Below are 16,721 nucleotides of genomic sequence, written 5' to 3'. Positions count from 1 at the left end.
ATGCCTGCGGGCAGCAAAGCGAGTGTGCGATGATGTCGCAGCAGCCGGTTGACCTCGCCCGAAAATTGACCTTGCCGCTGCTCGTGCTTTACGGGCTCGGCGTTACGATCGGCGCAGGGATCTATGTGCTGGTGGGCGCGACGGCTGCCGAGGCGGGAATATACGCGCCCATCTCCTTTCTCGTTGCGGCCGTTGTTGTGGCCTTTACCGGATTTTCCTATGCCGAGCTCGCCACCCGTCATCCGGTTAGCGCCGGGGCGGCCGCCTATGTGGATGCGGGCTTCAGGTCTCCCCCTCTAACGCTCACTGTCGGCTTGCTGGTGGCGGCATCGGGCATCGTCTCCTCGGCGGCGGTCTCTCTCGGCGCGGCGGCCTATATCGCTGACGTTATCGCCCTGCCGCAAACCTTCCTCGCGATTGTCGTGATCCTGATTATTGGTGCAATCGCTGCCTGGGGTATTCTGGAATCGGTGACGATTGCCGCGATTTTCACGCTGCTCGAGATCGGCGGGCTGGGTCTTGTGATCTTCTTTGGCATCAAGGCCGATCCTGGCATTCTCGCCAAATCCCTGACGCTGCTCCCGCCCCTGGAGCTTTCGGTCTGGGGCGGGATCCTGTCGGCCAGCCTGCTCGCCTTCTTTGCCTTTGTGGGGTTCGAGGATATCGCCAATGTGGCCGAGGAGGTGGTTGAACCGCACAAGACACTGCCGCGCGGCATCCTGCTGACCCTTGCGATCACGGCCGTTCTCTATTTTCTTGTCGTGTCCGTCGTTGTGCTTGTCGTGCCGATGTCGCAGCTTGCGGACACCGCCGCGCCGCTCGCCTTCGTGTTCGACGAGGCGGGGTCGACGACCAGCGGGATTTTTCACGGCATCTCTATTATCGCGACAACGAACGGTGTCCTGATCCAGATCATCATGGCGTCGCGGGTGATCTATGGCCTTGCGAAGCAGAAGAACCTGCCCGCCTTTCTTACTGCGGTTAATCCGGTGACGCGGACGCCAGTGGTCGCGACGGTTGTCGTCGTCGCGCTCGTTCTCATCTTTGCGACCTTGCTGCCGATCGCGGAACTGGCAGAAGCGACCTCGACGCTTATTCTGGTCGTCTTCTGCCTGGTCAACCTTGCCCTGATCCGAATGAAGAGATCGGAGGCGGCCCCCTCAGGCGGCGTTTTTGCCGTCCCCATATGGGTCCCCGCGGCGGGGCTGCTCCTCAGCGTGATGCTGCTGATTACCGGATTTTTAACGGACTGATCGCGCGGCCGTCTGAGAAGGCCTGGACTTAACTGTTCAATGTCGCTGTCAGGATTTCAGCCTGGCGCGCGAGCTCTCCGGCAACGTCCGTGAGCTGCGCCGAGTTATCATTCACGGTCTGCATATGCTCGTTGACGATCCCGACATTGATCGTGACGTTATTGACGCCGCTCGCGGCTTCCTGGACATTGCGGCTGATCTCCTGCGTTGCAGCGCCCTGTTCTTCAACCGCAGAAGCAATCGCTGAGGAGACTTCATTGATCGCGGAAATGGATTTGCCGATGCCGGTGATCGAGTCCACGGCCGACGCTGCGGCCTTCTGGATCGCCTCGATCTGCAGGCGAATGCCCTCCGTTGCCCTTTCGGTTTCGGCCGAGAGTGACTTCACCTCGCTCGCCACGACCGCAAACCCCTTGCCGGCATCGCCGGCGCGGGCGGCTTCGATCGTCGCGTTGAGCGCGAGCAGTTTCGTTTGCCCCGCGATATTGTTGATCAGCTTGATGACATTTCCGATCTCGGTCGACGCCGCCGAAAGGTTCGCCACCATCTCATTGGCTGTCTGGGACTGACCGACCGCCGCCTCCGACATGTCGGTGGAGATGACAACCTGGCGATTGATCTCCTGGATCGAGGAATTGAGTTCCTCCGCCGCCGAGGCGACGGTCTGGGTGTTCTGCCCCGCTTCCTCCGCGGCGGCGGCGACCGTCGCCGTTTTCTCATGCGTGTGGCGGATTGTATCGCCCATCGACTGGGCGCTGTCATTGAGCCGGGTCGCCGCGTCCGAGATGGCGTTCACCGCTTCCTGAAACCGCGCGATTTTCCGCTCAACCCCGTCGGCGGCCCGATTGATCCGGGTGACCGCCGTGCCGAAATCGCCGCGCAGCCCCTCAGGCGAGATGCGTCGGAAATACTGGTTCTCCGCGATAAAGCCGAGGCAGGCTGTGGATTCGCGCAAATATGCATCGCTTCGATCGATCATTTCATTGATGCGCAGGCAGAGCTCGCGCTCCAGCCCGGCCTCGCTCGGGATATTCTTGAGGCGGCTTTCAAAATTGCCGCGGCCGACATCGATGGCGACCTGAAGGATCTGCTTCAGCCGGTCGATGGAGACGCCGGCCTCCGCGGTCGTGGGTGTGACAGGTATTTCCATCGGACTTACGCCTCCCTCATCAGTGATGCCATAAATTCGTCATAGCTGAGCCCCCGCTCTGACAGCAGATTGTCGAGATGCTCTGCCGATTTGCGTATGCCTTCCTTGCGATTGGCGGTCGACGCCTCGATATGGTTGAGCTCGCAATAGAGCGGCTCGATCACGTCGCGGATGATGCGCGCGGACGGAACGCGCCGGGTCGAATGATAGCCGGTGATCTCGCCATTCTCATAGCTCGGCGTCACATGGCCGAGCACCCAGTAATGATCGCCGCCCTTCGTCGAATTGACGATATAGGCAAAGACCTCATCGCCATTTGGTATCCTGTTCCAAAGCATCTCGAAGATGCCGCGCGGCATGTTGCGATGGCGGATCATGTTATGGGCCTTCCCCATCACCTCGCTCTCGTCATAGTTGGCGATTTCGAGAAAGGTGTGATTTGCGTAGGTGATACGACCCTTGAGATCCGTTTTGCTGACGATCAGGTCGTTTTTATCGAAGAATACTTCTGTGCCTGGATAATCCATTCAATCTCTCCCTTGATTAAACAGATACCGGAAATAATAACGACATCGACTTGGTCCCTGTTAAGGTCGATTTCCGATATAATGGCGATATTATTATATATTTCTCTTAAATTATGGTTAACTTATAAATTAAAATAGAAAATATTAAAGTAATAATAAAATTACTTCGTAACGTAATTAATAAAAATATACAAATTATTATATTGTTACGAATTTATTAAATGATAAATGAATAAAATTACTTTATGATCGTATATTATGCTTAATAATTGAGATTAATTAGTTTTCTGTAAATAAAAGTGAAAAGCCATATCACGTGCGAGTGCGAGTATTGGCCTTTATTCGCACGAAAGCCCGGTTTGCAGGATCAGGGGCGGGGGTGCTTGCGGTCGCGGAACCAGCTCTTGAGATAAAGCGCGCGCTTTCCGGCGCTGTTGCTCACTTTGTACCAGAAGCGATAAAGGGGATGGAGCGCGCGGTCGAGACCGGACAGCCCGTGGCCTTTTTCAAAGCGCTCATCGCCGATGGTTGACGGTCCGTCAAGGTCCGGGATCGCGGGAGAGGGATGGATCAGGAGTGTCTCGAGCCCGGTCTCCCAGGCGCGGCTGTGTACAATATCAACGGGCACCCAGTTGCGCTGCATCAGCGACAGCAGCCGCGCCGCCGCCCGTTTTGTCAGAAGATAGGCATAGGCGCCGCTCGGCGAGGTCGGGACGCGGGTGAGGCTGTAGCCGTTACGGAGCGGTGCGAGCGTGCGATAGCCAAGATCGAATACCTTGCCGTGGCCGACGAAGCGGACGAGATCCCACGCGACGTCCGTTCTCATCAGATCTTCGAGGACGGCGCCAAAATCCGGGGAAAAGAATACATCGTCTTCCAGAACGACGGCGGCGGCAATATCCTCCGCCAGCATTTTTTCATAAACAGCGCGATGCGACAGCAGGCAGCCGATCTCGCCCGCCTTCAGATCCTTGCCGAAATATCGCCGGCGCTTCCGGCCATCATAGGCGGCGAGGCTTGCGATATCGAGCTGATAGCCATCAACGGCAGGGAAAAATTGCGGGGTGAGGCCGATTTTGCCGAGGCGCTCCGTCATGTCGGCGCGCCGGCCCGTATCCACCGGCCGGTTGATCACAAAAATCGGCGGCAGGGCGCTGTTCTGGTCAGGGGTCACTGGCTGCATCCGCGCGTTGTTTCCATTGCTGCGGATTGTTAGGCCAAGTCGCCGCCGCGATCAAGCGCGCGTAGTCTTTGCTGCAATTCATGAAGGTAGCGATCCTTCACATTCATCGCATCGAGGTTGGCAACGGTGTTGTTGAGATATTCGCGGCAACTTCCGAGATGTCCCTCGCCGGTGGAGAGAAGGCGGATCTTTTCCTCCAGCGTGATGTCGCGAAGATAGCGCGAATGGCGGCGATTGATGACGAAGGTGAGGCCTTTCACAATGCGCCCGCGCAGATGGATATTGACCAGCCGCGCATGATAGGCGCCCGAGATCATCTCCCGCATCCAGAGGATGTCCGTCTCGCTGTCGATTTCCTCCGGCGCAATGTGGAACGCTCGCCCGTTGCAGGAGCCGCCATGATCGAGCGCGAGCATCAGGCCGGGCTTTTCCGGGCTGCCACGGCCGATCGAGGCGCTGAGGCAGAAGCGGCGGCGAAAGCCGTGCAGTCGCGCGGGCTGCCATTCGGTATAATGAAACGCCGGGTTCCAGAGGAGCGATCCGTAGCCAAAGACCCAGAGCCCGTTCGCGGGGTCGATCTGACGCAGAAACGCCTGCCGGGTCGCCTCCCGCTCGTCATGGCTGAGGGCCTTGAAAAGGCCGTGCTTCTCGGCCTCCCGTACCAGCTTGTCGATCCGTTCCCGGGTCAGTTCCTCTCGCACCAGCATCTTTGTTGCGCTTCTCCGCACAGGTTTCGCGGCCGCAACGGGGTATGTCCCTTCGGCGTCGGTTGCGGCTCTCCCTGATGGTGGCGAAAAAGAGCGGCAAAGTCCAGAGCGCCGCCGGGATTTTTCTGAACGGATCTCGGCTAGTGCGCGCCGGAGCACGGCGTCAGACAGTAATCTTATGGGCGCGGAGAAGGTCGTAGTCGGCCTGCTGCAGGGCGGCAAGATCCTCAAGCTCGGACGTCAGGTTTATCGCGGGCTCGGTATAAGGCGCAAAGCCGGTCGACGCCTCGACGGCGGCATACCAGTGCGGCGCCCAGACGCCATCATCCGGATGCCGTCCTTTCGGCCAGGCGAGCATTTCGGGATGCCAGGCAATGCCGAGCGCCGCGCAGAGCTTTTCCAGCGCTGCGGCGGGGTTTTTCAGGATATCTTCCGCCTCGATCACGAGCGGGGCGATGCCGGTGATCTCGCTCAGTGCCGCGAATATCTCGACCTGCCGCCGGATGCCGATATCGGCCGTCGTGATCCGCTCCCACTTCTGTGCGTAGGAGGCGATGACCCGCCGCGGATCGCGAATGAGAAAGCAGTTGCGATGCGTTCTGAACGCCGCGATGTCGACCTCGTCCAGAATATGGTGGGTCATATGCTTGATATAGAGCTCGCGCGCCGCGCGCGGCGCATTGAGATCGGCGAGGGCAACGCGCCAATCGGTCGGCTGGCTCGCAATAATTTCGCGATGCATCGGATGCGGCAGGCCGGTTTCTGTCAGGTAATAGGCATAGAAGGGCTCATCAACGACGCGCGCGCCCGGCCGTTGGGCGAAGGCGCGCATCATCGCCGTCGAGATGTTGCGCGGACCCGACCACATGGAAATGCGGACTGTCTCTCCCGTCTCCGCCAAACTTCTCTCTCCCGCGGGCCGCGTCCTAGAGGCCGAGTATCAGCTTCGCCATAATGTTGCGCTGAATTTCGTTGGAGCCACCGTAAATCGATACCTTGCGGGCATTGAAATAGCGGGGGGCAACGCCGCTTGCATAGTCGCCGCCGATCGGCTCCTCATTCTGGCCGGGATAAAGCGGGATGAACGGCATGGCGTAGGTTCCAACCGCCTCGAGCGCGAGCGCCGCGACTTCCTGATAGAGATCGGTGCCGCGGCATTTCATCAGCGATGATTCGGGGCCCATATTCTGGCCGGAGGTGAGCTTGGAGAGAATGCGAAGCTCGGTCATTTCAAGCGCCTGAATGGCAATCTCAAGCCGGGCGAGTTTGGCGCGGAAGGCCGCGTTTTCGATCACCGGCGCGTTGCCATCCACTTCCTTCGCGGCAATGGCGCGGACTTTCTCGATGCCGCGCTTCAGGCGTCCGGCATAGGCATTGCCGCGTTCAAATTCCAGCAGGTATTTGGCGCAGGTCCAGCCCTTGTTCATCTCGCCGATGAGATTCTCTTTCGGCACCTTCACGTCATTGAAAAAGACCTGGTTGACTTCCTGCGCACCCTTGATGGGGAGATCGAGCGTCGGGATCGGATCGACGCTGATGCCGTCGGATTTCATATCGATCAGCAGGAACGAAATGCCCTCCTGCGGCTTGCCACTCGTCGAGGTGCGTACGAGGCAGAAAATCCAGTCCGCATATTGGGCAAGGGTGGTCCAGATCTTCGATCCGTTGCAGAGGAAATGATCGCCCTTGTCCTCGGCTTTCATTTGCAGGCTGGCGAGATCGGAGCCGGAGCCGGGCTCGGAATACCCCTGACACCACCACACTTTATTCTCGCGGATATCGGGGAGAAAGCGCTGCTTCTGTTCGTCCGTTCCGAATTTCATGATAACAGGCGCGACCATGCTGACGCCAAACGGCATGATGCTCGGGGCATTAGCCTTGGCCATCTCGGTCTCAAAAATATATTTTTGCGTCGTCGACCAGCCCGGCCCGCCATATTCCACCGGCCAGTTAGGGGTCAGCCAGCCTTTCTTCGCGAGCGCATCCTGCCAGCGCACATGATCCGCTTTCGGCAGGTAGTTATTGCGGTTTTCCGCCATTTTCTTTTTCAGATCGTCGTCGAGCTCTGCGGCAATAAACTGCCGGACTTCATCGCGAAAGGCGATGTCCTGCTCCGTGAAAGAAAGATTCATGTTCCGCTCCCTGATTTATCCAACGTGCGCCCTCGCCGTTGTGATATGCTGGGATATCAGCTTAACGGGCGAATAGAACACGATTTTCTCTACACGATAACGGATCGGAAGGATGAATTGAAATGAAAAAAGGCATCAAGCAACTCGTCGAGGAAGCAAACAGCCAGATTAAAACACTCTCCGTTGACGAAGCGCGGGCGCTTCACGGAAAAGAAGGCGTCACGTTCGTTGATATTCGCGACGTGCGAGAGCTGGAACGCGATGGACAGGTGCCGGGCGCGCTCCATGCGCCGCGCGGTATGCTGGAGTTCTGGGTCGATCCCGACAGCCCCTATCACAAGGAAGCGTTCGCGACCGGCAACCGCTTCGTCTTTTTCTGTGCGGCAGGCTGGCGTTCGGCACTCGCCACCAAAGCGGTGCAGGATATGGGGCTTGAGAATGTCTGCCATATCGACGGCGGTTTCGGCGCCTGGAAGAAATCCGGCGCGCCTGTCGAGGAACGCAAAGCGCGGGAAAGCTGACCTTCCCGCGCCTTCAGTTCAGTAATCCAGCTGCGTGTGGCCGGTCAGTTCTTCTTCCCGCCAAGAAGGCCGCCGGCTGCATCCAGCAGGTTTTTCTTCGTATCGCCCGAGCCTTCGCTGCCCCCTTCGCTTTTACCGCCTTTCAGGCTGTCTTTGAGGCTATCTTTCAGATTGCCGCCGGCCCCCTTGGCATCGTCGATGATTTTCTTGACATCCTCGGTGCCGACATTCTTGAGGGCGCCGGCGAGATCGGGTGCGTAGCTGAGGTTATCCCACGGGCCCGTGACGAGAATGGGGACGCCGATACCGGCCGCCTCGCTCCCGCCCTGACCTTCGGTTGACGCCACGAGTTCGGGTTCAATCCGGTAGTCGACGGTCTTTTGGGGCAGATCAACTTTACCCGCGCCGGCGAGACGGATAAACGGGTTCAGCATTTTCAGATCATTATTCTGAACGATGCCGTTCGTAATATTGAACGTTCCGGAAAGTTCCGCGAAATCGGTTTTCTGCAATGTCCCGCTTTCGGTGAAGGCGCTCGTCAGATTGCGGGCCATCGCGGCGAGATTGATGCCTGAAATGGAGCCGTCCTGGAACAGGATCTGGCCCTCGCCATCCAGCGCGCCCACAAGTTCGGCCTGCGACTTGCCGCTGCTCGCAACATTCGCCTGGATCAATCCCTTGCCTTCGAGCTTGTCGAAATCCGCCGCATCGGAAAGAAGCGGCTTCAACTGGATATTCTCTATGGTGACGGATTTGGTGAACTGCAGAACGGGCTGCTGCGCATTCACTGCGATGCTCGCAACCCCGGTGCCGTCATAGAGGTTCATCTCCGTGAGATCGACATTCAGTATGGCATCGCGCAAATTCAGCGCGAGGGCGCTTGCGCCGATCTTGATGTCGCGAACAAGAATCTGTTGGACCGAGAGATCGAACTTCGCGTTCACCGTTTTCAGAACTTCAAGGTCAATGGGCGTCGTATCCCATTTCTCTGCGGAAGCGGGTTTATCGGATGCTGTGCCGCCACTGCCTGCAGCCTCGCTCTGCTCAGGCGGCAGGTAGGGGTTGAGATCGAGGGCCTCAAGCGCCAGCTTGCCGTTGATGTCGGGCACCTTGCTGCCGAGATCGACGCTGAAATCGCCGACGCCCTTGATGGCGTCAAAAGAAATCTGCGCGTTGGAGAAACTGTATTTCGTATCATCGACACCGAGTGTCCCGCTGATGGAGAGGGGGCCAAAGCCGGTGCCTTCCACTTCAAGCGGGGTGCCGGTCCAGGCGGCAAGCTCGCGAACAGACGGGATATCGACGCTTGTCGTTCCGCCAAGCCGGAGTGGCTGCGTGCTCTGGACCGCGCCTTCAAACTTGGCATTGAGATGGGTCGATTCGAGGCTGACCGTTGCGCCCGTCTCCGTGTTATCGAGAAGTGCGCGGAGCGTCGCCACATTGACGTCGACCTCGACCGTTTCATTGTTCCAGATCGCACTGCCGTCCGCCGTGAAGGGCTGGTCCAGCCCCTGCAGGGTGAGGACGACATCGATGTCGGAAAGGTTGATAGTCGTGCCGGCCTTCGCGTCGACAAAGTTCACGATGCCATCGACGATCCGCACGTCGCCAAGATTGAGGTCGGAAATCCCGAGGCCGGAGCCGTCGGCGGTTTCAGCCGTGCTCTCGGTCGGCTTTTCAGCGGCGTCGGCGCCCTCAAAAACCCAGTTGCCCTTACCCGCCTCGTCAACTTCGAGATTGATGATCGGCTTGTTGAGCACGAATTCGTCGATCTGCACTTTCCCGGTGATCAGCGGCAGCAGGGCAAGCTTGATCGCAAGGCTGTCCAGCGTCGCCATATGAGGCGTTGCGGCGCCCTCCGCATTCGAGAAGGTGACGGTCTCCGCCTTCACCCCGAGGGTCGGGAAAATCGACAGGCTGAAGTCGCCTTCAATCGTGAGTTCCCGCCCCGTCGCATCCCGCGTTGCGGCAATCAGTTCCTGTTTGATGCGGTCGGTTGGAATAAGGAACGGAAGCGCGACAACGGCTCCGACGAGAAGGACAAGAATAACGATTAATGCGATGATTGCTTTTTTCATACTCTTAGTCTCCCGATATATTACGGCATTTTTTTGATCATGCCACAATTGCCGCCGGGGGTCATGGGTGTTTCCGGCGAGGGTCATACTTTTGCCGTGAAGTATCATAAGAGTGCAAAGGAATGAAAACGGGGCGCGCGAAGAAAGCAGATGAAATTTCTGATATCCGCATTGGTCATGGTTCTTTATCTGCTGCCGGATGGTCACGCGGCGGCCGAAGAGATCGATATGCAGCTCGTGCTCGCGATCGACGTTTCCTCAAGCGTCAATTATGATGAGTATAATCTGCAGATGCGCGGCTATGCGGCCGCCTTTCGCGATGCCATGGTGATTGAGGCCATCGAGGCCGGGCAAAACGGCCGCATCAGCGTCGCCGCGACCCACTGGGCGGGGTTCGAGGAACAGCAGACGATTATCGGCTGGCAGATAATCGCCAATGAGGCGGATGCGGAGAATTTCGCCTCCCTGCTCGACGCGGCGCCGCGCAGCTTCCCCTTTGGCGGAACCGCCATTGCCGGGGCGCTCGAACATGCTTACTCGCTGTTTGCCCGCGACCCCAACCAGTCGAGCCGGCAGGTCATTGACATTTCGGGGGACGGCGTTGTCTCCATCGGTCCCTCGCCGGAAGCGGTGCGCGACAGGATCGTTGCGGCGGGCGTGGTCATTAACGGTCTGCCAATCCTGACCGATGAGCCCGCGCTCGATGTCTATTACCGCGAAAAGGTGGTCGGGGGGATAGGTTCCTTCGTCGAGCCGGCCGAGAGTTATGAGGATTTCGCCCGCGCCATCACCGAGAAGCTGGCCCGCGAAATCCGCGGGCTCTGGCAAGGCGTGTAGCGTTGTGGGAGTGTTTTCAGACTTTCGGACGGAACATCTCGAAAACACTCTCGACGTAGCAGTAATCCATATAGCCGAGCCGGGCGAGGGGGCGGAATTTCTCCATATTGACCCGCCCGTCCTTGATGATCGAATCATTGATATGGATGCCAATCACCTCGCCGATGACCATCGAATTAACGACCTCGGGGTGCGTCGAGGGCAGCACGATGGTGTCGAAATGGATGCATTCGAGATGCGCGAGACTTTCTTTTACGCGCGGCGGCTTGACCAGCTCCGAGGGCTGCTTCGTGAGGCCCGCATAGTCGAACTCATCGACGTCGCGTGGCAGCATCGCGGCGCTCAAATTCATCTGCTGGTGCAGCTCATAGGTCACCATGTTGCAGACAAATTCCTTCGTCGCCTCGATATTTGCGAGCGAATCTTTGGGACCGCCCTCGCGGTGGCTGCCGTTGATGCCAAGCACGACCATCGGCGGGGCATCCGCCATGGCGTTGAAGAAGCTGAACGGCGCAAGGTTGATGGTGCCGTCTTTCGCCTGGCTGCTGACCCAGCCGATCGGGCGGGGGGCGACCAATGCCTTGAACGGGTTGTGTTTCAGGCCGTGATGTTCGGACGCTTTATAAAACATACCAGTTTCTCCGATAGGTAATTTTCAAGGCAAAGGAGGTCGGAAGCATGTCATCCACGTTATGCGCAGTCAATTTGCCGGGCAAGAAAGATTTATTCGCTTTCCCTGCCGGTAATGTTGTGCTATCTGCGCCTTATGACCAGAACCATGACCAAAAATCTCCGACGACGACAAGCTGCCGCTTCTGTGTGCGCCGCTTCTTAACTCGCCTTTGTTTTGGTCTAGCTGATTTCATGACGGGACAGGGCTTCGGCAAGAAGCATGTCTGTTTTTCTGTATGTTGAATGGAACCCGTCATGTATCAGATTTTTCACGAACGGCCCGGCGATGACCGGTTTATTGAACCGCTGCTCGATAAATGCTTCGGGCCCGACCGGTTTCAGAAAACGGCGTATGAAGTGCGCCGTAACATCCAGCCCATCCCGGAACTGAGCTTTGTGACGCTTGCCGGCGATCAGCTCGTGGCGACCATTCGCTACTGGCCGATCACCATCGGCGGTCAAACCCCGGCCATTCTGCTCGGGCCGATCGCGGTCGAGCCCGAGTTGCAGGGCAAGGGCATCGGCGTGCGGCTGATCCGCGAGAGCATCCGGATCGCGGAAGAGCTGGGGCACCGTCTCATCGTGCTGGTGGGAGATCCGGAATATTACGTCCAGTTCGGTTTCAGGAATGCCGCCGAACTCGGCTTCACGCTCCCCGGCCCGGTCGAGGCGCGGCGCTTTCTCGTCAGGGAATGCGTGCCGGGCGCGCTTCAGACAGTAAGCGGCATGGTCGCCGGCGCGAAAGCCCCAAAAGAGGCGCCGGGGCGCGTCGCCCGCGCGGCCGAGACATCGAGGCTCATCGCGACGCTATCGTCCTTCCCGCCACCAGGTCGCACATAGCACGAGCAGCAGGAGGGCGAGGGCAAGCAGCGGCGGCAGCATGGCCTGACGGTTATAGCCGGTGACCTCGTAATTCTCATTGGCGCGAAGGCCGAACCAGTAGGCGCTCGACTGCCGGTTGTCGGGCTTGGTGCGGCGAAGATCCGGCAGGCCGTCGCGGTTGATCCAGCGGACGCCGCCATCGGTCGCGCGGGCCGCCGGCCGGACGTTCTCCTCGCTCGCGCGGATGTCATGCAGCTCTTTCGGGTTAAGCGCGCCGACCGCGACGAGCGACGTCCGGGTGCCATCATCGAGCGTGTGCAGGCCGCTTGCGCCAAGTTCCATGACGCCGCGCTGCACGCCTTTATTTGCCTCACTCAAGCGGACGTCCGTCACATTGCCGTCCGGATCCGTGACGCGGACCGTCTCCACCCCCGTTGTGAGCGAGCGGCGGGAAATGACAAGCTGGCTGCCGGAGACGGTGCCTTTAAGCTGTTCCTCCTCCAGCTCCGGCTCCTTCATCAGCCAGTGGGCGATCCGGCGCAGCAGTTCCGATTGCGGGCCGCCGCCTTCAAAACCGCGCCCCCAAAGCCAGGCGTGATCCGAAAGCAGCTGCGCGATGCGCCCGTCACCCTGACGCTCGAGGATCAGCAGTGGCTGCTGCTCCGGGCCGGTCATCAGGATCTCGCCGCCATCGGCTTCCGTTCCGATCATGCGAAACCAGCGGCCCCAAGTTTCATCCTCTTTCATATTGGCGCGCAGGAGACCGGTGACCGGATGCCGCCAGCCGATCTCGCTGATTTCCGGGACATAGCCTTGCGTGAAAACCGTCCCCGTCGGCCGCCCCGGCAGCACATCGGCAAGCGGCGTCTGATAGAGGCTGAGCGAGGTCGCATAGGCCGGCCCCGCCGCTTCCAGAAGGGCGCCGCCGCCCTTCACATAATTGACAATATTGGTGAGATAGCTGGTTGGCAGCACGCCGCGCCGCCGATAGCGATCGAAGATAATGAGATCGAACTCGTTCAGCTTTTTCTCGAAGAGATCGCGGATCGGAAAGGGGATCAGCGACAGCTCATTGATCGGCGTGCCGTCCTGCTTCTCTGGCGGGCGGAGGATGGTGAAATGCACAAGCTGCACCGACGGGTCCGATTTCAGGATATTCCGCCAGCCGCGCTCGCCCATATGCGGCTCGCCCGAGACCAGCAGCACCTTGAGCTGGTCGCGGATGCCGTTGATGGTGACATAGGCGGTGTTGTTTTTCTCGGTCAGCTCGCCCGGCAGCGGCTCGGTTGATATCTCGACAAAATTGGCGCCGCCGTGACGGAGGGTGATATCGACGGGGATCTCCTGTCCCGGACGGGCAAGCGTTGCGCCGATCGGCTCGCCGTTCAGGCTGATGGAGACGCGTGTTCCCTCCGCGACCTCCGAAACGCCGAAATCCTCAACTTTCACGACGATCTGGACCGGCTGATCGACGATCCCGAAGGAGGGCGCAGTGACGACCCGCAGTACGCGATCCTTCTCATCGGGCTCCCCCGTCAGCAGGAAATGGAGCGGTCCTTCGCCGGTCCGGATATCTCCGCTTGCGGGGACATCATGGATCTGCCCGTCGGTGATGAAGAAGGTCGCAGCGACGCGGTCGGGCGAGATATTGCGAAACGCCTCGTCGCGGCGGGCGAAGGCATTGCTGCCGTCCTCCTCGCCGATCAGCGATGTGGTCTGGTTGCGAAGCGTGACGCTCTCCACCTGCAGGCGATCGAGCGCTTCCAGGCGGTCGCGTAGCTGGGTGAAGGCCGTGCGCGCGGTCTCGGCCCGCCCGCCGATTTTCTGGCTTGCGGTTTCATCAAGGATGATGAGCGCAATATCGTCGAGAAACTTGCGCTTCTCTGTCAGCAGGACGGGGTTCGCGATCATCAGGAGCAGCAGCGCCATCAGGACGCCGCGGAGCAGGCTGCCCCGCCCCCGCCGCCACAGCGAAAAGACAACAACAAGCGCGCAGAGGAGGGCGAGCGCCAGCAGCCAGCCGGCCGGCAGATACGGATCGAAGGTGAGGGTCGAGAAGAAGCTTTCCTCTCTCATTGCCCAAGTCTTTCGAGTATCGCCGGGACATGCACCTGATCCGCTTTGTAGTTGCCGGTCAGGGTGTACATGACAAGGTTGATGCCGAACCGATAGGCAAGTTCGCGCTGGCGTTCGTTGCCGGGGAGGGTTGCCGCCTGATAGCGCCCGTCCGCATCGACCGCCCAGGCGGCGGCCCAGTCATTGCTGCCGATCACGATGGAGGCGACGCCGTCGTTGCCCTGATTTTCGCTCGTATCCTCGACCCAGAGATCGCCGCCGTCATAGCGCCCGGGAAATGTCTGCATCAGGTAGAAGGCGCGGGTGAGGACGTGATCGGCCGGCACCTGATGGATGCGCGGGGTATCGAGCCGCGCCGTCAGCTCGCGCAGGCGGATATTTTCGGGGCTGTTGTAAAGATCGCCATAGAGGCTGGTGGTATTCTGGTTGCGCGTATCGAAAAGGACGGTGCCGCCGCCGCGCAGATAGTCGTTCAGCTTGCGGATCGCCTGCTCGGACAGTGCCGGAAAATCGGGCGTCACGGGCCAGTAAAGGAACGGATAGAAAATCAGTTCATCGCGCTCGATATCGACGGGAAGCGGCTCTTCCGCCTCAACCGCGGTGCGGTTGCGAAGTTGCCGGCTGAGCCCGACAAGGCCGTTATGGCTCATCGTGTCGATCTCGAAATCCTTCGTCAGTATGTAGCCGAGGCGGGTATCGAGCGTCGCCGCGAGTATCCGCTCGTCGCTCTCAAGCGTACGCGTCTGGGCGGCCGTGACCTCCGGATGCCCCAGCGAGACGAGGCCGACCGCGAGCAGAATAGCAGAGGCCGCCGCCGCCCGCCTGAAGGTGGGAAGACGGCCCTGTAGATAGAGCGATATCAGCTGGTCGATCAGCACGAGCGCAAGCGCCGCCAGCAGCAGCGGCGGCATCAGATCGACGAGGGCCGAAACATCAAATGTCCGCAGCGTGCCGGGCCAGCCGGCGGGGTCGAAGCGCGAGTAGCTGGCATCGGAGGCGCCGATGTTGAGTGCGATATTGAAGTTTTCATCGCCGTAATAGCCGGCGGGATGAAAGCGATCAAGCGGGAGCGTCGCGATTTCCGCGGTATTCAGCGGCTCGGCGAGCGATATCTCCGCGCCCAGACGGCCGAAGCCGGTCATGAGCTGATAGGGGGGCAGCCGCCGCTGCTCCGCCAGACTGCCGCCGACATACTGGCCGAAATTGCCGATTTCGCGGAGCATTTCAACGAACAGGCCCGACAACGCGAGGTTCGACCAGTCGGGCGTTGCCGTCGTATGAAAAAGCACGATCCAGCCGGCGCCCGTCGCGGCGGCCGTGACAAGCGGCGTGCCATCTTCAAGCTGCGCCCAGGTCTTGCCCATCAGATCGGGGGAGGGGTTGGCGAGAACCTGCCGGGTGACGGTCACTTCCTTCGGGATGGTGAGGCCGGCGAACGGACTTGACGGCGGGATCGGGCCGAGCGACATCGGCTGGTCCCACGACATCGCGCCCTGCAGATCGCGATTGCCGGAGCGGAGTTCAACGGGAACCAGCTCCCCGCTCGCATGGGCGAGCTTTGGGCCCGCAAAACGGATCAGCACGCCGCCTTTCCTGACCCAGTCGGAGAGGGCGAGCGTTGCGCTGTCCGCCAGCGTTGCCGTATCGCCAAGCACGATCAGCGACTGCCCGGCTTGCAGGAGTTCGTCAAGCGGGCCACGCGTGATATCAAAAAATGGCGCCAGCGCCTGCGTCAGATAATGAACCTCCTCAAGCAGCGGCTGCTCGATTTGCGTTGCCTCGCTGCTGACCAGCCCGACCTGTCGCCGCTGCCAGCGCTGGTCGAGCAGGAAGACCGCGCCCGCATTCCCGGCGTCGCTGATTTCGAGCCGGCGGATATCGTTGCGGATCTGGTTGGGGATGTTGAAGGCGACGTCGGCCTCCGTCTTGGCGGCGTCAAATGCAAAAGGCGTCGCGGCAAGGATCTGCCCCGATCCGGCGCGGGCGGTCAGGGTGCCGCTTATGGCCTCGGCGCCCGTCGGCAGCACAAGCGGGACGGTAAGCTGTTCCCCCGCGAATGTTGGGGTTTTGATGATGGGTGAGATTGCCGGCTCACCCGCGTGATAGATCGTGAGGGGACCGATCGAGGCAAGGGCGCCGAGAAACTCCCGCAGCGCCGGCGCGCCGTCATCGGGGAGAATGCCGCCTGAGAGCCAGATAAACTCCGGGTTTGAAAAGGCTTCGAGCCGGGGCAGCAGGGCGGGCAGGTCGCTATAGGAGGTGGTCCAGGACTTCGGCTCGAGCGCCGACGCGATGCCGAATGCCTGCCGATCGGTGAGCGGCTGCAGGGCCGGCGTCGCCTCGCCCTGCACGGCGGAGGCGGCAACCACATACATCTGCCGCCCGTCGCGCATGTTCTCTTCCGCCAGCTTGTCGAACGTCGCCTGCAACTCGTCCCATGACTGCGCCGATGTCCAGCCGTCATCAATCAGGATAATGACCTCGCCCTCACCGCGCGTCTGCTCGGCATAATTGAGGGTCGGGCCGGCGAGCGCGATAATGACAAGCGCGGCGATCGCCAGGCGAAGCAGCAGCAGCCACCACGGCGTCGTGGCCGACGACTGCTCGTCCTTTTTCAGGCGATAGAGGAAGAGCATTGCCGGAAAGCGGACAGATTTTGGCTGCGGCGGAACGATACGGAGCAGCCACCAGATAAGCGGTAGCGTCAGCAGGGCCGCCAGCACCCACGGATAGAGAAAGGTGAGGGAAGCGAGCGCCGTCATG

The 16,721-nt window shown here is 60.1% G+C and carries 14 protein-coding genes; 4 read left to right on the top strand and 10 right to left on the bottom strand.

The features are described from left to right. Window positions 1–29 precede the first annotated feature (29 nt). Window positions 30–1,253, top strand: coding sequence for an APC family permease (locus V7Z56_RS11435; RefSeq protein ID WP_334129593.1), 1,224 nt, complete (start codon window positions 30–32; stop codon window positions 1,251–1,253). Between the two features lie 28 nt (window positions 1,254–1,281). Here the strand turns inward: V7Z56_RS11435 and V7Z56_RS11430 are convergent, their stop codons facing one another. From V7Z56_RS11430 to V7Z56_RS11405, 6 genes are all read right to left on the bottom strand, one after another. After that, entirely contained in the window at window positions 1,282–2,403 is a 1,122-nt protein-coding gene (locus tag V7Z56_RS11430; protein WP_334129591.1) for a methyl-accepting chemotaxis protein, read from the bottom strand. Window positions 2,404–2,408: 5 nt separating this feature from the next. Then, window positions 2,409–2,930, bottom strand: a complete 522-nt coding sequence (locus tag V7Z56_RS11425; protein WP_334129589.1) for a PAS domain S-box protein — start codon at window positions 2,928–2,930, stop codon at window positions 2,409–2,411. 367 nt (window positions 2,931–3,297) lie between these two features. Next, the gene (locus V7Z56_RS11420; protein WP_334129587.1) at window positions 3,298–4,104 is read right to left on the bottom strand and encodes a glycosyltransferase family 25 protein; all 807 of its coding nucleotides are present in this window, start codon (window positions 4,102–4,104) and stop codon (window positions 3,298–3,300) included. A 38-nt stretch (window positions 4,105–4,142) separates the two neighbouring features. Further along, window positions 4,143–4,820, bottom strand: a complete 678-nt coding sequence (locus tag V7Z56_RS11415) for a gamma-glutamylcyclotransferase (RefSeq protein WP_334129586.1) — start codon at window positions 4,818–4,820, stop codon at window positions 4,143–4,145. A gap of 163 nt (window positions 4,821–4,983) precedes the next feature. Continuing rightward, complete coding sequence (locus V7Z56_RS11410; protein WP_334129584.1) at window positions 4,984–5,721, bottom strand: hypothetical protein; 738 nt, start codon at window positions 5,719–5,721, stop codon at window positions 4,984–4,986. A gap of 25 nt (window positions 5,722–5,746) precedes the next feature. Continuing rightward, window positions 5,747–6,952 carry an acyl-CoA dehydrogenase family protein gene (locus tag V7Z56_RS11405; protein ID WP_334129583.1) on the bottom strand — a complete coding sequence of 402 codons (1,206 nt, stop codon included), beginning with the start codon at window positions 6,950–6,952 and terminating at the stop codon, window positions 5,747–5,749. 122 nt (window positions 6,953–7,074) lie between these two features. On the opposite strand from V7Z56_RS11405, the gene V7Z56_RS11400 reads away from it, so the two are divergent. Continuing rightward, window positions 7,075–7,473, top strand: coding sequence for a rhodanese-like domain-containing protein (locus V7Z56_RS11400; protein ID WP_334129581.1), 399 nt, complete (start codon window positions 7,075–7,077; stop codon window positions 7,471–7,473). 44 nt (window positions 7,474–7,517) lie between these two features. On the opposite strand, the gene V7Z56_RS11395 is transcribed toward V7Z56_RS11400, so the two are convergent. Continuing rightward, complete coding sequence (locus V7Z56_RS11395; RefSeq protein WP_443023797.1) at window positions 7,518–9,638, bottom strand: AsmA family protein; 2,121 nt, start codon at window positions 9,636–9,638, stop codon at window positions 7,518–7,520. Between the two features lie 63 nt (window positions 9,639–9,701). On the opposite strand from V7Z56_RS11395, the gene V7Z56_RS11390 reads away from it, so the two are divergent. Then, window positions 9,702–10,388 (top strand): DUF1194 domain-containing protein, encoded by a 687-nt coding sequence (locus tag V7Z56_RS11390; RefSeq protein WP_334129579.1) that lies wholly within the window; start codon window positions 9,702–9,704, stop codon window positions 10,386–10,388. A 16-nt stretch (window positions 10,389–10,404) separates the two neighbouring features. Here V7Z56_RS11390 and V7Z56_RS11385 read toward each other — a convergent pair whose 3' ends face one another. After that, on the bottom strand, window positions 10,405–11,019 hold the full coding sequence (locus tag V7Z56_RS11385; RefSeq protein WP_334129578.1) for a flavin reductase family protein: 615 nt from the start codon (window positions 11,017–11,019) through the stop codon (window positions 10,405–10,407). Between the two features lie 296 nt (window positions 11,020–11,315). On the opposite strand from V7Z56_RS11385, the gene V7Z56_RS11380 reads away from it, so the two are divergent. After that, window positions 11,316–11,900 carry a GNAT family N-acetyltransferase gene (locus tag V7Z56_RS11380; RefSeq protein ID WP_334129577.1) on the top strand — a complete coding sequence of 195 codons (585 nt, stop codon included), beginning with the start codon at window positions 11,316–11,318 and terminating at the stop codon, window positions 11,898–11,900. Here the strand turns inward: V7Z56_RS11380 and V7Z56_RS11375 are convergent. Both V7Z56_RS11375 and V7Z56_RS11370 read right to left on the bottom strand, forming a co-directional pair. Next, window positions 11,868–13,958 carry a hypothetical protein gene (locus V7Z56_RS11375; protein ID WP_334129576.1) on the bottom strand — a complete coding sequence of 697 codons (2,091 nt, stop codon included), beginning with the start codon at window positions 13,956–13,958 and terminating at the stop codon, window positions 11,868–11,870. The genes V7Z56_RS11380 and V7Z56_RS11375 overlap by 33 nt on opposite strands. Beyond that, window positions 13,955–16,720, bottom strand: a complete 2,766-nt coding sequence (locus V7Z56_RS11370) for a DUF4159 domain-containing protein (protein WP_334129575.1) — start codon at window positions 16,718–16,720, stop codon at window positions 13,955–13,957. The genes V7Z56_RS11375 and V7Z56_RS11370 overlap by 4 nt, the downstream gene beginning before the upstream one ends. Window position 16,721 lies beyond the last annotated feature (1 nt).

It is taken from the genome of Sneathiella sp., assembly GCF_036844445.1.
Lineage (GTDB): Bacteria > Pseudomonadota > Alphaproteobacteria > Sneathiellales > Sneathiellaceae > Sneathiella.
This window is presented reverse-complemented; position numbering and strand designations above follow the sequence as displayed.

Excerpts from the sequence above, each read along its gene's own strand:
- V7Z56_RS11435 (WP_334129593.1), top strand. The coding sequence starts at position 30 with ATGATGTCGCAGCAGCCGGTTGACCTCGCCCGAAAATTGACCTTGCCG.
- V7Z56_RS11430 (WP_334129591.1), bottom strand. The coding sequence starts at position 2,403 with ATGGAAATACCTGTCACACCCACGACCGCGGAGGCCGGCGTCTCCATC.
- V7Z56_RS11425 (WP_334129589.1), bottom strand. The coding sequence starts at position 2,930 with ATGGATTATCCAGGCACAGAAGTATTCTTCGATAAAAACGACCTGATC.
- V7Z56_RS11415 (WP_334129586.1), bottom strand. The coding sequence starts at position 4,820 with ATGCTGGTGCGAGAGGAACTGACCCGGGAACGGATCGACAAGCTGGTA.
- V7Z56_RS11405 (WP_334129583.1), bottom strand. The coding sequence starts at position 6,952 with ATGAATCTTTCTTTCACGGAGCAGGACATCGCCTTTCGCGATGAAGTC.
- V7Z56_RS11400 (WP_334129581.1), top strand. The coding sequence starts at position 7,075 with ATGAAAAAAGGCATCAAGCAACTCGTCGAGGAAGCAAACAGCCAGATT.
- V7Z56_RS11395 (WP_443023797.1), bottom strand. The coding sequence starts at position 9,638 with ATGACCCTCGCCGGAAACACCCATGACCCCCGGCGGCAATTGTGGCAT.
- V7Z56_RS11390 (WP_334129579.1), top strand. The coding sequence starts at position 9,702 with ATGAAATTTCTGATATCCGCATTGGTCATGGTTCTTTATCTGCTGCCG.
- V7Z56_RS11385 (WP_334129578.1), bottom strand. The coding sequence starts at position 11,019 with ATGTTTTATAAAGCGTCCGAACATCACGGCCTGAAACACAACCCGTTC.
- V7Z56_RS11380 (WP_334129577.1), top strand. The coding sequence starts at position 11,316 with ATGTATCAGATTTTTCACGAACGGCCCGGCGATGACCGGTTTATTGAA.
- V7Z56_RS11375 (WP_334129576.1), bottom strand. The coding sequence starts at position 13,958 with ATGAGAGAGGAAAGCTTCTTCTCGACCCTCACCTTCGATCCGTATCTG.
- V7Z56_RS11370 (WP_334129575.1), bottom strand. The coding sequence starts at position 16,720 with ATGACGGCGCTCGCTTCCCTCACCTTTCTCTATCCGTGGGTGCTGGCG.